Source organism: Nocardia sp. NPDC058640, from assembly GCF_042716995.1.
In the GTDB taxonomy this organism is placed as follows: Bacteria; Actinomycetota; Actinomycetes; order Mycobacteriales; family Mycobacteriaceae; genus Nocardia.
The window spans coordinates 976169-990270 of the sequence record NZ_JBHXRG010000001.1 but is presented as its reverse complement, the minus strand read 5'-3'; the positions used below and the strand labels follow the sequence as shown (position 1 = coordinate 990270).

15 protein-coding genes are annotated in these 14102 nt (G+C 68.2%); 2 read left to right on the top strand and 13 right to left on the bottom strand.

Translation table 11 applies throughout. The features are described 5' to 3' along the window. Positions 1–31: 31 nt before the first annotated feature. The 3 genes from ACFWU5_RS04765 to sigE all read right to left on the bottom strand — a co-directional run bounded on the left by ACFWU5_RS04765 (position 32) and on the right by sigE (position 2671). Complete coding sequence (locus ACFWU5_RS04765) at positions 32–1567, bottom strand: S1C family serine protease (protein ID WP_379240049.1); 1536 nt, start codon at positions 1565–1567, stop codon at positions 32–34. 10 nt (positions 1568–1577) lie between these two features. After that, a complete protein-coding gene (locus ACFWU5_RS04760) occupies positions 1578–1946 on the bottom strand; it encodes a hypothetical protein (RefSeq protein WP_379240050.1) in 369 nt (122 codons plus the stop codon). A 62-nt stretch (positions 1947–2008) separates the two neighbouring features. Continuing rightward, positions 2009–2671: an RNA polymerase sigma factor SigE gene (sigE, locus tag ACFWU5_RS04755; RefSeq protein WP_379240051.1), complete on the bottom strand. Its 663-nt coding sequence runs from the start codon at positions 2669–2671 to the stop codon at positions 2009–2011. Between the two features lie 396 nt (positions 2672–3067). Here sigE and ACFWU5_RS04750 point away from each other — a divergent pair, with 396 nt between their 5' ends. Continuing rightward, positions 3068–3700 (top strand): O-methyltransferase, encoded by a 633-nt coding sequence (locus ACFWU5_RS04750; RefSeq protein ID WP_379240053.1) that lies wholly within the window; start codon positions 3068–3070, stop codon positions 3698–3700. A 12-nt stretch (positions 3701–3712) separates the two neighbouring features. On the opposite strand, the gene glgC is transcribed toward ACFWU5_RS04750, so the two are convergent. Continuing rightward, a complete protein-coding gene (gene glgC / locus ACFWU5_RS04745) occupies positions 3713–4930 on the bottom strand; it encodes a glucose-1-phosphate adenylyltransferase (protein ID WP_379240054.1) in 1218 nt (405 codons plus the stop codon). Positions 4931–5040: 110 nt separating this feature from the next. Here glgC and glgA point away from each other — a divergent pair, with 110 nt between their 5' ends. After that, positions 5041–6207 (top strand): glycogen synthase, encoded by a 1167-nt coding sequence (gene glgA, locus ACFWU5_RS04740; protein ID WP_379266224.1) that lies wholly within the window; start codon positions 5041–5043, stop codon positions 6205–6207. A 12-nt stretch (positions 6208–6219) separates the two neighbouring features. Here the strand turns inward: glgA and ACFWU5_RS04735 are convergent, their stop codons facing one another. From ACFWU5_RS04735 to ACFWU5_RS04695, 9 genes are all read right to left on the bottom strand, one after another. Further along, positions 6220–7170 (bottom strand): putative RNA methyltransferase, encoded by a 951-nt coding sequence (locus ACFWU5_RS04735; RefSeq protein WP_379266223.1) that lies wholly within the window; start codon positions 7168–7170, stop codon positions 6220–6222. Then, on the bottom strand, positions 7167–7334 hold the full coding sequence (locus ACFWU5_RS04730; protein ID WP_011211259.1) for a DUF3117 domain-containing protein: 168 nt from the start codon (positions 7332–7334) through the stop codon (positions 7167–7169). Before ACFWU5_RS04730 ends, ACFWU5_RS04735 begins: the two co-directional genes overlap by 4 nt. A gap of 107 nt (positions 7335–7441) precedes the next feature. Then, positions 7442–8074 carry a DNA-3-methyladenine glycosylase I gene (locus tag ACFWU5_RS04725; RefSeq protein WP_379266169.1) on the bottom strand — a complete coding sequence of 211 codons (633 nt, stop codon included), beginning with the start codon at positions 8072–8074 and terminating at the stop codon, positions 7442–7444. Beyond that, complete coding sequence (locus tag ACFWU5_RS04720) at positions 8071–8391, bottom strand: DivIVA domain-containing protein (RefSeq protein WP_379240057.1); 321 nt, start codon at positions 8389–8391, stop codon at positions 8071–8073. The genes ACFWU5_RS04725 and ACFWU5_RS04720 overlap by 4 nt, the downstream gene beginning before the upstream one ends. 206 nt (positions 8392–8597) lie before the next feature. Next, the gene (locus ACFWU5_RS04715; RefSeq protein WP_379266168.1) at positions 8598–9734 is read right to left on the bottom strand and encodes an Mrp/NBP35 family ATP-binding protein; all 1137 of its coding nucleotides are present in this window, start codon (positions 9732–9734) and stop codon (positions 8598–8600) included. Positions 9735–9751: 17 nt separating this feature from the next. Then, positions 9752–10603 carry a lytic transglycosylase domain-containing protein gene (locus tag ACFWU5_RS04710; RefSeq protein WP_379266167.1) on the bottom strand — a complete coding sequence of 284 codons (852 nt, stop codon included), beginning with the start codon at positions 10601–10603 and terminating at the stop codon, positions 9752–9754. A gap of 96 nt (positions 10604–10699) precedes the next feature. Then, positions 10700–12031 carry a lytic murein transglycosylase gene (locus ACFWU5_RS04705; protein WP_379266222.1) on the bottom strand — a complete coding sequence of 444 codons (1332 nt, stop codon included), beginning with the start codon at positions 12029–12031 and terminating at the stop codon, positions 10700–10702. Positions 12032–12172: 141 nt separating this feature from the next. Further along, on the bottom strand, positions 12173–12763 hold the full coding sequence (locus ACFWU5_RS04700; RefSeq protein WP_379266166.1) for a DUF1003 domain-containing protein: 591 nt from the start codon (positions 12761–12763) through the stop codon (positions 12173–12175). Continuing rightward, positions 12760–14067, bottom strand: a complete 1308-nt coding sequence (locus tag ACFWU5_RS04695; RefSeq protein ID WP_379240060.1) for a magnesium transporter MgtE N-terminal domain-containing protein — start codon at positions 14065–14067, stop codon at positions 12760–12762. The genes ACFWU5_RS04700 and ACFWU5_RS04695 overlap by 4 nt, the downstream gene beginning before the upstream one ends. Positions 14068–14102 lie beyond the last annotated feature (35 nt).

Genomic DNA, 14102 nt, shown 5'->3' with positions numbered 1-14102 from the left:
ATCCAGGTTACCCGGCCCGCGCCACCGCAGGTCAGTCGGATTCGAGGGTGACCGGCACGTCCACCTGCCTGCCATCGCGGATCAACTGCACGTTCACCCGGTCGCCGATTTTGTGCTGCTGCACGGCGACCACCAGCTCGTCGGGTCCGGTGACTTCACGGTCGCCGATCTTCACGACCACGTCACCTTCGACGATGCCTGCCTTGTCGGCGGGGCTGCCCGGCACCACGTCGGCCACGGCGGCGCCGCTCATCACCTCGTTGGCCACGGTCTTGGTGCGCGCGCTCAGGCCGATCACCGGGTGGTGCATCTGGCCGTCGCGGATCAGCGTCTGGGTGACCGTGGTCATCACGTCGACCGGGATCGCGAAGCCGAGACCCACCGAACCGCCGGTCTCGCTGCGGATGGCGGTGTTGATGCCGACCACCCGGCCCTGCATGTCGACCAGCGCGCCACCGGAGTTACCGGGGTTGATGGCGGCGTCGGTCTGCACGGCGTCGATCACGGCGTTGGTGTCGCTGCCTTCGCCGGCGAGCTTCACGGGGCGGTGCAGGGCGCTGACGATGCCGGAGGTGACGGTCTTGCTCAGGCCCAGCGGCGAACCGACGGCCAGCACGTCGTCGCCGACCTGCACGTCGGCGGATTTGCCGAGATCGGCCACGGTGAGGTTCTTCGCCTCCACCTTCAGTACCGCCAGGTCGGTTTTGGGGTCGCGCCCGACGATCTGCGCGGGCACCCGGTTGCCGTCGGAGAACTGCACCTGGATCGCGGCCCGGTTGGACTTGTCGGTGGCGGCCATCGAGATCACGTGGTTGTTGGTGACCACGTAACCGCCGCCGTCGATCACCACGCCGGAACCGGTCGCGCCGTTGTCGCCGACGGTGACCCGGATCGAAACCACCGACGGCAGAACAGCATTGGCCACCGCGGCGATCTGGCTGTGCGGGGTTTCCACGCCGGCGCTCTGATCCAGGGTGACCTTGCGGGAGGTCAGGTCCGATGCGGTCTCGGCGGTGATCCGCCCGACCAGCCCGCCCACGACCGCGATACCGAGCGCGAGCGCGGCCAACACCGCGAGAGCCTTGGGTGCCACGCGCGAACCGAACAGCACCTCGCGGGCACTCAGCTTCGAAGCGACCGGCAGCCGGGCAGGAGGCGGAGTTTCGACGGCGGGCGAACCGAGCCGGGCCGCGGCGTCGGGATCACGCCACGGATCCACAGGACCCGCGATCACCGTCTTGGGTTCATCGGCGCCGGGTTCGCGCTGCAGCAGTTCCGACGAACCGTCGGGGCGCGCGAAGGCCTCGGCGAGCACGCCGTCCGGCGGACGCTGGGTCATGCCCTCGTCGGCGCCGTTCTGGGTGGCCCGGTGCGGGTCGTGCGGTGCGAACGAGCCCGCCTGTCCGCTCGGGCGGCGGAACGCGCGGGCGGTGTGGCTGTCGATGTGCGGCCGCAGGACCGGGCGCGGACCCAGTGTCGGTGCGTCGGTGGGACGCAGATTGCCCCGAGTGTCAGCCCCCGAATCCGAGTGGTCGGCCGATCCGGTATTCGTCGATTCGCCAGTCACGTCGCAGACTCTACTTGCGCCGCCGCGTTGTCCACCGGGTCGCGGTGAAGGAATCTGTGATGAATCCGAGAAACGCCTCGTTACGGCGGGGCGGAGTGGGTGCGTTGCCGGGTAGATCGGCCAGCGGGATGCGCGACAGGCTGTCGTGCAGGCTGCGCGGAATCGCGACTTCGGCCGCCCGACGCAACGCGATCCGCGCCTGCTGCTGGGCATCGACCTCGTCCGCGCATTCGGGACAGACCGAAAGATGCTGGGCGGCACGCAGATACGCGTTCATCCGCAATTCGCCGTCGACGAACGCCGCGACCGCCTCGCTGGCCAGATGCTCGGTGGGCTGAAAGCGCGGAGAACGACCTGAGGCTGTGGGGTCCACGCTCATTCGCGATTCTTCCTTCCGACCGACATCAACTGAAAGCGCCCCGTGATGACGTTCGAACTCGATCACATCAGGTGGGCTTCAGCGGAGTACCGCTGCTCACTTCCATTATGCGCAAGGTACTCGCGCAGTGCCGCCCGGCCGCGATGGATCCTGCTGCGCACGGTGCCCAGCTTCACGCCCAGCGTCGCGCCGATCTCCTCGTAGGACAGGCCCTCGATGTCACACAGGACCACCGCGGCACGGAACTCCGGTGCCAGCGAATCCAGTGCTTTCTGCAGGTCGGGGTCCAGGCGCGCGTCGTGGTAGGCGTCCTCGGGAGTGGGGCCCTCGGCGGGCACCCGGTCGTAATCCTCGGGCAGCGCCTCCATGCGGATGCGGTTGCGGCGGCGGACCATGTCCAGGAACAGGTTGGTGGTGATGCGGTGCAGCCAGCCTTCGAAGGTGCCGGGCTGGTAGTTCTGCAGCGAACGGAACACTCGGATGAAGGTGTCCTGGGTGAGGTCCTCGGCGTCCTGGGCGTCGCCGGACAGGCGGTAGGCCAGGCGGTAGACGCGATCGGCGTGCTCGCGGACCAGTTCGTCCCAGGAGGGCATGGTGGCGCGATCGCCGGTGGCGTCGAAGACAGCGGTGCCGGTGAGTTCGGCGTCGAGTAATTCGGCTTCTGCCGCGAGGAGCTGGGCGGACAGAGTCTGGTCGGTGGCGTCTGGACGCGCCGTGTCTACCATCGGGATGGGACACCTCCTACTCGGGACCGCTGGCACGAAACCTGGCTGGTTCGGATCAGCGAACCTTGCTAACCGGAATCAACCAGCAACTGTGTGTGGTTGTTCCCGCGCCTCGTACCCGCCGCGATCGGCTGGCCTTGCTGGCCTTGTGTAGGGCAACTATTTCCTGTCCCGATATGGGCCAGGTGTGGAGATCCTGAGCGTGACCTGAGAATTCTTCCCACACCCGACCCTAAACCCGGCCGCGACGGGAAACCAGCTGTCCAGACGTGGTTGTGACCGATCCGCAAACTGTGGGCAAATGTTGGGGATCTGTACGACGACTTGGAAGACACAGTGCCGAATCGGTCCCTTCGCTGAATACACAGACCGCTCCGGTGGCCTAGCCTCTTAGCTGTGGCATCGAACGTGGAGCGGAATCTGGCCTATGTGGAGGAATCCGTCGTCGAGGACGAGGTTCTTCTCGAAGCGCGCGAGCGGGCCACCGAGTTGGGTGCCGCGCCGGTGCCCCCGTCGGTCGGCGCGCTGCTGACCATGTACGCGCAGATGCTGGGTGCGCGCGCGGTCGTGGAGGTCGGGACCGGGGCAGGCGTGAGCGGGCTGTGGTTGCTCGACGGGATGCGTGAGGACGGGACGCTGACCACCATCGACTCCGAACCCGAGCACCAACGCGCGGCCAAGGAGGCGTTCCGGGCCGCGCAGATCACGCCGTCGCGCACGCGGTTGATCAACGGGCGGGCGCTGGACGTGCTGCCGAGGTTGGCCGAGGGCTCGTACGACCTGGTCTTCATCGACGCGGCGCCGATGGAACACCCGCATTACGTGGAACAGGGTGTGCGGTTGTTGCGCGAGGGTGGGGCGTTCATTCTCAACAACGCGCTGCTGGGCGGGCGGGTTCCTGATCCCGAACAGCGGGATCCGGCGACGCAGGCGGTGCGGGCGGCGACTCGCGCGATCGCGGAGAATCCCGAGCTGACCAGTGTGTTGATCCCGATCGGCGACGGATTGCTCTGCGCTTCGCGGGGGTGAATTTTTGGGGGTCTACCCGACCCAAATTCCCTTGCCGACGGTGACGACTCCGCCGTTGCTGACGGCGAAACGTTCGCGGTCGCGGTCCAGGTCGAGGCCGATGATCTCGCCCTCGCCGACCACCACGTTCTTGTCCAGGATCGCGTGCCGCACCACCGCGCCGCGCCCGATCCGCACGCCCGGCATCAATACGCTGCCCTCGACCGTGGCGCCGTCCTCGATCACCACGTTCGAACTCAGCACCGAATTGCGGACCGTGGCCGCGGACAGGATCGAGCCCGCCCCCACGATCGATTCCTGGGCCAGCCCGCCCTGCGCGAACTTCGCCGGTGGCAGGTTCTCGGCGGCGCCGCGGATGGGCCAGTGCCGGTTGTAGAGGTTGAACACCGGGTGCACCGAGACCAGGTCCATGTGCGCCTCGTAGAAGGCGTCGATGGTGCCCACGTCGCGCCAGTAGCCACGGTCGCGTTCGGTGGCGCCGGGGACCTCGTTGTCGGCGAAGTCGTACACATTGGCGACACCCTCGGCGACCAACTTCGGGATGATGTCGCCGCCCATGTCGTGGTCGGAGTCGGAGTTCTCGGCGTCGGCGCGGATCGCGTCGACGAGCACGCGGGTGGTGAACACGTAATTGCCCATCGACGCGAACGTCACGTTCGGGTCGTCGGGGGTGCCCGGTGGATGCGCGGGCTTTTCCAGGAACTGGGTGATCTTGCCGGACTCGTCGGTGTCTATGCAGCCGAAGGCGCTCGCCTCCGCGCGCGGCACCCGGATCCCCGCGACCGTGACGCCCGCGCCCGACGCGATGTGGCTGGCCACCATCTGCTCCGGGTCCATCCGGTACACGTGGTCGGCGCCGAACACCACGATGTAATCGGGGTCCTCGTCGTAGATCAGGTTGAGCGACTGCATGATCGCGTCGGCGCTGCCGGTGTACCAGCGCGGCCCGAGACGCTGCTGCGCGGGCACCGGGGTGATGTACTCGCCGGTGAAACCCGACAGCCGCCACGTCTGCGAGATATGGCGATCCAGCGAATGCGACTTGTACTGGGTGAGCACGCACAGGCGCAGGTATCCCGCGTTGACGAGGTTGCTGAGAACGAAGTCGATCAGTCGATACGCCCCACCGAACGGGACCGCGGGCTTGGCGCGGTCGGCCGTGAGCGGAAACAGTCGTTTGCCCTCGCCACCGGCGAGCACGATCCCGAGTACGTGCGGCTGGCTCCTCACTCTGCTCAAAGTACAGTGCCAGCGCCGTTACGGTGGCCCATGTCGACCGCAGGGGCTAATTTGAGACGGTGAGTGATGGTGACGCCGGCGGGCGGACGCAGGCGGAACCGCTGCGAGTCGCCATGCTGACCCGGGAGTATCCGCCGGAGGTGTACGGCGGTGCGGGAGTGCACGTCACCGAGCTGACCGGCCGATTGCGCCAGCTGTGCGAGGTGACCGTGCACTGCATGGGCGCGCCGCGCAACGGTGCGGTGGTGCACAGTCCCGACCCCGAGTTGTATGCCGCCAATCCCGCTTTGCAGATGATGTCGGCGCAGTTGCGCATGGCCGATGCGGCGGGCGGTGTGGAGGTGGTGCATTCGCACACCTGGTACGCGGGGTTGGCCGGGCATCTGGCGTCGATGCTGTACGGGATTCCGCACGTGCTCACGGCGCATTCGCTGGAACCGCGCAGGCCGTGGAAGGCCGAACAGTTGGGCGGGGGGTATCGGCTGTCGTCGTGGTCGGAGCGCAATGCCATGGAGCAGGCCGACGCGGTGATCGCGGTGAGCGAGGGGATGCGGCACGACGTGCTCGACGCGTATCCCGCGATCGACCCCGATCGAGTTCATGTGGTGCACAACGGGATCGATGCGCAGGTGTGGCATCCGGGACCGCCCGTCGGTGATCAGGTGCCGGTGCTCGAGCGGCTGGGGGTGCGGGCTGATCTGCCGATCGTGTCGTTCGTCGGGCGGATCACGCGGCAGAAGGGGGTCGGGCATCTGCTCGCCGCGGCGGCTTCGTTCGACCCGGATATTCAGTTGGTGTTGTGCGCGGGGGCGGCCGATACCAAGGAGCTCGAGGCGGAGGTCGCTGCCGCCGTGGATGGGTTGCAGCGGCAGCGAGGGAACGTGTTCTGGGTCAAGGAGATGTTGCCTACCGAGCAGGTGCGCCAAATCCTTTCGGCGTCTTCGGTATTCGTGTGTCCGTCGGTGTACGAACCGCTGGGCATCGTGAACCTCGAGGCGATGGCGTGTGCGACGGCGGTTGTGGCTTCGGATGTCGGGGGGATTCCCGAGGTGGTCGATGACGGGGTCACCGGGCGGTTGGTGCACTACGACCCCGAGGCGACGGGGGAGTACGAGCGGGCGCTGGCGGCGGCGGTGAACGAGGTCGCGGGGGATTCGGTGTTGGCGGCTCGTTATGGGGAGGCCGGGCGGGCGCGGGCGATCGCGGAGTTCGACTGGGGGCAGATCGCGCAGCGCACGCTCGAGGTCTATCGGAGTGTGCAGCGGTAGCGAGTGCTGCGGTCAGGCGTTCGACAGGTACGTCGAGACCGTCACCGATGCGGTGACTTCGGTGATGACGGGTAGCGCCGCGATGCGCGGATCGTCGGCGGGGGTGCCGTGGAAGGCCGACGGGCCCATCGCGACGACGTTGGTGACGTCGGTGCGTGACAGTTTCATCGGGAATTCGACGAGGGTGTGCTCGGCGCGGGTGAAGGTGTCCGACAGTGAGTCGGCCAGGCGGCGGTCTTTGTCCGGGTCGACGCTGACCATGCCGAGGGGGCCGATCAGCTCGCCGAGATGACGTGCCGTGGGGGTGACGATGACGAAGCGGCCGCCGGGGGCCAGGACGCGGACGACTTCGGCGGGGTTGCGCGGGGCGAACACTGACAGCACCCCGATGACGGTGTCGTCGCGCAAGGGCAGGCCGCGCCAGGCGTCGGCCAGCACGGAGGCAAGGCGGGGGTGGGCGCGTGCGGCTCTGCGGGCGGCGGGCTTGGCCACGTCCAAGGCGATGCCGAGGAGAGTGGGATCCGCGTCGAGGACCGCAGCCAGGTAGTAACCCGTACCGGCGCCGATTTCGAGCACAGCGGCATCGGGTGGGGTTTCAGACGGTGACTGCGCGTCCGCGGGAAGCTGAGTGTCGGCTCGGTGAGCCTGCGTGCTCACGGCCGGGGTCCCGACGTCGCGCGCCGCGGTCTGCTGGTCGCTGACGCGCGTAGCGAAGGCGCGCGCCACCGCCGCGGCGATCGGGGCGAAATGGCCCGCGCCCTGGAAAGCGGCGCGGGCGTCGAGCATGTCGGCGGTGTCGCCGGTCATTTTCGTCGATGCGCCGGTCAGCAGCCCGACATAACCCTGACGGGCGATGTCGAAGCTGTGGCCGGTGCCGCATCGCAACGCACGATCGTGCGGTTGCAGTTGGTCGCCGCACTCCGGACAGGCCAGGAGTGCGGCGACCTCGGTCAGCGCATTCAGCTGGTGACGCTTTTCAGTTCGTCACCGAGCGCCGCAGCCTCGTCCGGTGTGAGTTCGACGACCAGACGCCCGCCACCCTCGAGTGGAACCCGCATGACGATTCCACGACCTTCCTTGGTTGCTTCGAGGGGACCGTCCCCGGTACGGGGCTTCATGGCCGCCATCCTCTGCTCCCTCCAGATCTGCGCGGTGGTTCTGCGCACTGTTCTTCTCGTCTGCCGGTTGTCGCCAACCAGCGGGCTCGCCGGGTGTTCGGCGGGCCACACCGGTCCTATTCTTCCCTATTGCCGTCGCGGGCGGACACCTGAGTGCGAAATGTGACTGCTGAGTCGGTTCCGTCCGGCACCGCGTTCACCCAGCAAACATCCAGGTGGTCGTCCACCATGCCGGTTGCCTGCATGAGGGCATACGCCGTCGTCGGGCCCACGAACGCGAACCCGAGACGCTTCAATTCCTTTGCCAGAGCAATGGATTCGGGTGTGGTGGCGGGCACATTCGCGATCGAGGTGGGCCGTGGGCGTGGCGCGGGTGCGAACGACCACACCAGCTCGTCCAGGCTGCCCGGCAGGTCGCGAGCAACCTGCGCGTTGTTGATCACCGCGTCGATCTTGGCGCGGTTGCGCACGATGCCGGCGTCGGCCAGCAGGCGCGCGCGGTCGCGATCGTCGAACTGGGCGACCTTCGCGATCTCGAAGTCGGCGAACGCGGCGCGGAAGGCTGGCCGTTTCCGCAGCACGGTGATCCAGGCCAGACCGGACTGGAAGGCCTCGAGGCACAGCCGTTCGAACATGGCGTCGTCGCCGTGCAGGGGCTTGCCCCATTCGGTGTCGTGGTAATCGCGGTACAGCTGGGAGCCGGTGGCCCAGTCGCAGCGGACCAGGCCGTCGTCGGCGAGGTCACTCACCCGCGTTCCTGCCCCGCCACCACCTGTGCCTGCCACTGTCGTGCCTGCGCTAACTCGAACTCGAGCTCGTCGATCCGCAGTGCCAGCCTGCTCAGCGCCCAGTCGACCTCACCGGCCTTGTACCCGCGCACCACCTGCTGGAACCGCAGCGCGCGCACGTCGGCCCCGGTGACGCCGTCGGCGGGCAGCACGGTGGCGGTGGTCCCGTCGGGCAGGGGCCCTAACTCTTCGGACCGTCCGAAAACCGCACTGGCGACGAGAAAGAGCATCGCCGCAACCAACCCGACGATGAGCACGTATAGAAGCAGCGTCAGCATACGAGCAGCCTAGGAGAACCCACTGACAAGTTGTTCCGCCTCCCCTGCACTCCAGGCCAGACCTGGGCGCGAGGAGGTTCGACCTTGGCTGCCAGATGGCGATCGTGCCTGGTCAGCCCGTGCCGGTGCGCAGCGGTACGCAGAGCCTTGTGTCTGGCGAAGACCACGCCCCCGGCCGTGTTCACCCGCCATCCGGGACCGACGTCTTACAGGTGTCGGGTCGTATCGATGCCCAGGGACATTCCAGCCAGACCCCGCTTGCGGACGGCGAGTTTGTCGGCGATGCCGAGCAGCGCGACCGCGGCCGGGTTCTCCGGGTCCGCCAGCACGATCGGGTTGCCGTCGTCGCCACCTTCGCGCAACGCCTGTTCGATCGGGACCTGACCCAGCAGCGGCACATTCGACCCCACCGCACGGGTGAGGCGGTCGGCCACGACCTGGCCGCCGCCGGAGCCGTACAGCTCCATGCGCGAACCGTCGGGCAGGTCCAGCCAGGACATGTTCTCGACCACGCCCGCGATCCGCTGACGGGTCTGCAGGGCGATCGCGCCCGCGCGTTCGGCCACCTCGGCGGCGGCGATCTGCGGGGTGGTCACGACCAGGATCTCGGCGCTGGGGATGAGCTGCGCGAGGGAGATCGCCACGTCGCCGGTGCCGGGCGGCAGGTCCAGCAGCAGCACGTCCAGGTCGCCCCAGAAGACGTCGGCGAGGAACTGCTGCAGCGCGCGGTGCAGCATCGGGCCGCGCCACACGACAGGGGTGTTGCCCTGGGTGAACTGCGCGATCGAGATCATCTTCACGTCGTGCGCGACCGGCGGCATGATCATCCGCTCGACCTGCGTGGGCTTGGCGTCGGAGCCGAGCATGCGCGGGATGGAGTGGCCGTAGATGTCGGCGTCGAGCACGCCGACCGACAGGCCACGCTGCGCCAGCGCCACGGCCAGGTTCGCGGTGACGCTGGACTTGCCCACACCACCTTTACCGGAGGCGACTGCGTACACACGGGTGAGCGATCCGGGCTGGGCGAACGGGATGACCGGCTCGGCCGAATCCCCGCGCAGCGACTTGCGCAGCTCGGTGCGCTGCTCGTCGTTCATCACGTCGAGGTCGACCGTTACCGCACCCGCGCCGTTGACATCGGACACAGCCGCGGTGACCCGCTGGATGATCTCGGTGCGCAGCGGGCACCCCGAGGTGGTCAGGTAGATCTCGATGTGCACATCACCGCTGTCGGCGATAGCAACCGACTTGACCATCCCCAATTCGGTGATCGGTTTGCGGATCTCCGGATCGTCGACCTTCGCGAGCGCCGCCCGCACATCCGCTTCCGTAATCACTGACATGCGCCCGATGTTAATCCCTAGTGGATGCGCGGCAGGTCCTTGGGCTGTGGAGCGAGCCCGCTCGAGTACGACCCGGACCATGCCATGACGTTGGCGACATAGGCCATCGAGTTGTTGTAGCGCAGGATCGCCTTCGACTGTTGTGACAGATCGCGCATGTTCAGCCCGCCGTCGCACAGGTACCGGCCGGCGGTGAGCGCGGCGTCGAACAGGTTCTGCGGATCGGCGATGCCGTCGGCATTGCCGTCGGCGGCGTAGCGGTGCCAGGTCTCGGGCAGGAACTGCATCGGCCCGATGGCACGGTCGTACCCGCCGAGGCCGTCGAGCTCGCCGCCGTCGCTGTCGTGGATGACGTTGTTGCCCGACAGGCTGCCGTCCAGGACGGGCCCGTAGACCGCCTTGATCGGGTTGCCCTGCGCGTCGGCCTTGCCGTAGGCGTGCGTGGATTCCACGCGACCGATGCCGGCCAGCAGCGACCAGGACATGCCGCAGTGCGGATTCTCCACGCCCAGTTGCTGTTCGGCGGTCTGATAGGCGGCCACGGCGATACCGGGAATGCCCAGCGGGCCCGACGGCAGATCGGCGGACTCGCGATCGTCGGCCAGCGCAACGGTTTTCACCACCGGGGTGGCCGAGGGGGACTGCCGTGCTTCCGCGTGCGCGATCTCCGCGATGTCGGCCTGAGGTGCCGCGACCAGGTCGCCTTCGGCCGCGGGCAGCACGTCGTGTTCGACGGCCGCGTTGGGTGCGGTGGTCGCTTCGGTGGCGGCCGCGGTAACGGCCACCAACCCTGCGGGGACCAAGCCGGTCAATGCGATCAGCGAGCTACGGCGAACCGTCGTAGCAGCCTGTTTCCGATGACGACCCACTGTGTGGTGCCCTCCTCAACCGTGTTGGATGAGAAGAGATTACCGCACCCGAGACCTTTTTGTTACCCCTCCGTGATGTGAATTCGCGTTTGATTTCTAGGGCGCGGTGGGGGCGGGCGGCAGCGGGATCACGATGCCGAACGGCAGTGTGATGGCGGGCGGCGCAATCGGTTCCACCGGGGCGGGCTCGACGGGGGCGGGCTCCTCGGTGGGCGCGATGCCGGGTTCCGGCGTCTTCACCGGAGCGGGTGCCGGTGCGGCTTCGGGATTCGGCGCGACCGCGGCCGGGCTGCACGCGGCGGGCGCGATCGCGGGCGTGTCGGGATCCTTCGGCGCCACGGCACCATAGGTCTGCTCGACAGGCTTGTCGACGGGCGGCTGTCCGGGTTCCACCGGCTTCAGTGGATCCACGGCCAACGGTTCGCCCACGCACACCTCGGGCGGTGCCACCGGCAACGGGCAGAAGATCCCGCACGGAATCGGCGGCAGCCCGGGCAGGTTGATCATCACCGGAGTCGGCGTAGTGAACTTGGGCGCGGTCGGCGCGGGTGTGGTGGTCGGCGTATTGGTCGCCGCGGCCAGCACATTGGGCGCGGACTGCGGGCTGCTGCCGGGCGGGATGATGTGCGGCGAGATGGCCGCCTGGCTCGGTACGCCGCCGGTCCGGTACGCCGCCGACCAGCTCAGCACGTCGGCCGCGTAGGACATGGAGTTGTTGTAGCGCAGCACCGCCCGCAGTTCCTGGGCCGCCTCGCGCAGGTTCATCCCGCCCGAGCACAGGTACTTGCCCGCGGCCAGCGCCGCGTCGAACACGTTGTGCGGGTCCGCGGCGCCGTCGCCGTTGCCGTCGGCGGCATAGTGCACCCAGGTGGTCGGCAGGAACTGCATGGGCCCCATGGCCCGCATGTAGCCGCCGTCGGCTTCCTTGATGATCTCGTTGCCCGGCAGCGTGCCGTCCAGCGCCGGTCCGAAGATCGGGGTGGTGGTGGTGCCGGCGGGGTCGGTGCGGCCGCTGCTGGCGTGTCCGGATTCGATCCGGCCGATGCCGGCGAGCAGGTTCCAGGTGACCCCGCAGCCCGGCTGCGCGGATTCCAGGGCGAGTTCGGCGTTGCGGTAGGCCGCGAGCACGATCTGCGGAATGCCGAGCGCGCCACTGCCGGTGGGCAGCGAAATGTTGCGCAGCGGGACGGTTCCCGCGAACGGCGCGGCACCGTTGGCGCCGGGTGACAGGGCGCGCAAGCGGCGCGGTGCCTCCTGCGTGATCGGCAGCAGGCCGACGATCTCGGACGGGTCGGCGTCGGCGGAGTCGTCGGTGGTGCTGGCCGTCGCGGCCAGCAGCGCCTCCGGTGCGGTCGGCGCGACGCTGGGATTGCTGGAATGCGCCGCCGATCCCGAAGCGACAAATCCTGCGACTACCAAGGCCGACATCGTTATCGGAGCAGAGATTCGCACGGCCACACCCAACCCTTTACCTCGAACACGGCGGCACCGCTTCAGTCCCCATCCGGCCCGCCCGGAACAACGTGATCCAGGTTACCTACCGGTCAGGTAGTTATTGAGCATTTCCGGTTACGCGTCTGGAGTACCCGGTGCAATCGAGGGGGAAGAGGGGGTTTGACCGGAGGTTTTCTTGCGGACGGCTTTTCGCTTTTTGTCCGCCTTCGGCGCGCCGTCGGGCGTGGTGACCGCGTCGATGCGGTCGAGCATGTCCTTGATCTCCTCGAGTTCGCGGCGCAGGTAGTCGCGGGTGGCCACCTCGCCCACGGCCAGTCGCAGCGACGCGAGTTCGCGGGCGAGGAACTCGGTGTCGGCCTTGGTCTGCGCGGCCCTGGTGCGATCTTCTTCGAGGGAGACCTTGTCGCGGTTGTCCTGGCGGTTCTGCGCCAACAGGATCAGCGGCGCGGCGTAGGCGGCCTGGGTGGAAAACGCCAGGTTGAGCAGGATGAACGGGTACGGGTCCCAGCGCAACCACACCACGAACACGTTGAGCACGATCCACACGATCACTATCACCGTCTGGATCGCCAGGTACCGCCCGGTGCCCAGGAATCGGGCGACCCGTTCGCTGGTGCGCGCGAAAGCGTCGGAGTCCCAGTCGAGTTTGAACCGCGAGCCGACGGGGGTTTCCAGTCGCTGCCTTGCCGGATTCTTCTCGCTCACACCGCACCGCCGTTGGGCAGCAGCGGCTCGACCCTGGTCAATCCGGGTGGTTCTTCCTCGCGCCAGTCCTCGGGCAGCAGATGATCGAGCACGTCGTCGACGGTCACCGCGCCCAGCAGGTGGTTCTCCGCGTCGACCACCGGTCCGCAGACCAGGTTGTAGGTGGCGAAGTACCGGGTCACCGCCGACAGCGGCATGTCCGGTGACAGCGGTGCCAGGTCGGTGTCCACGATCCCGCCCACCAGGTGCGCGGGCGGTTCCCGCAGCAACTGCTGGATGTGCACGCAGCCCAGATAGCGGCCGGTGGGGGTGGCGGTGGGCGGTCGCACGACGAACGCCATCGAGGCCAGCGCCGGCGTGAGGTCGGGGTCGCGCACGCGGGCCAGCGCCTCGGCGACGGTGGTGGCGGGGCCGAGCACGATCGGTTTCGGGGTCATCAGACCGCCCGCGGTGTCGGGGGAGTGCGCCAGCAGACGGCGCACCGGCTCGGATTCCTCGGGATCCATCAGTGCCAGCAGCGATTCGGCTTCGCTTTCGGACAGTTCGCCCAGCAGGTCGGCGGCGTCGTCGGGGTCCATCGCCTCGAGCACGTCGGCGGCGCGGCGGACTTCGAGGTGGCCGAGCAGGTCGACCTGGTCGTCGTCGGGCAGTTCCTGGACCACGTCGGCCAGGCGTTCGTCGTTCAGGGCCACGGCCACCTCGAGGCGGCGTTTCTCGGGCAGTTCACGCAACCGGTGCGCGACGTCGGCCGCGCGCAGGCCTTCGAACTCGGTGAGCAGCGACGTCACGTCCTGGCCCGGCCGGTCCACCTCGGCGGGGGTCAATCCCTCGACCTGCGACCAATCCACCACGTGCACAGCGCGCCTGCGCCCCAGTCGTCGATGCCCGCGCACCGCGACGCGACCCACGATCCAGTCCCTGGTCCGCGTCTGTTCGATGCCCAGATCGGCGACGAACACATCGACGCCGTCCAGGTCGGGCAGGTCGGGATCGTTGACACGCACCTGCGAATCCACGATCTGCGCCATGGCCAGCAGTTCGCCCGGCCGCTGGGCGAAACGCCGCAGGCTCACCGTGCCGGTATTGAGCGTGACCATCCCGGGCTCGATCGCGGTGACCCGCAGCATCGGCACGAAAATCCTTCGCCGGGTGAGCAATTCGACGACGAGTCCGTGCACGCGCGCGGGTTGGCGCCCCTGCCGGACGGCCACGACGACGTCGCGGACGCGGCCGATAGACTCCCCGTCCGGACCCAACACCGTCAGGCCGGCGAGCCGGGCGACGTAGACCCTGGTGGTTGCCATGATCACCAGGCTATCGGTCGGAACCGGCCGCACCA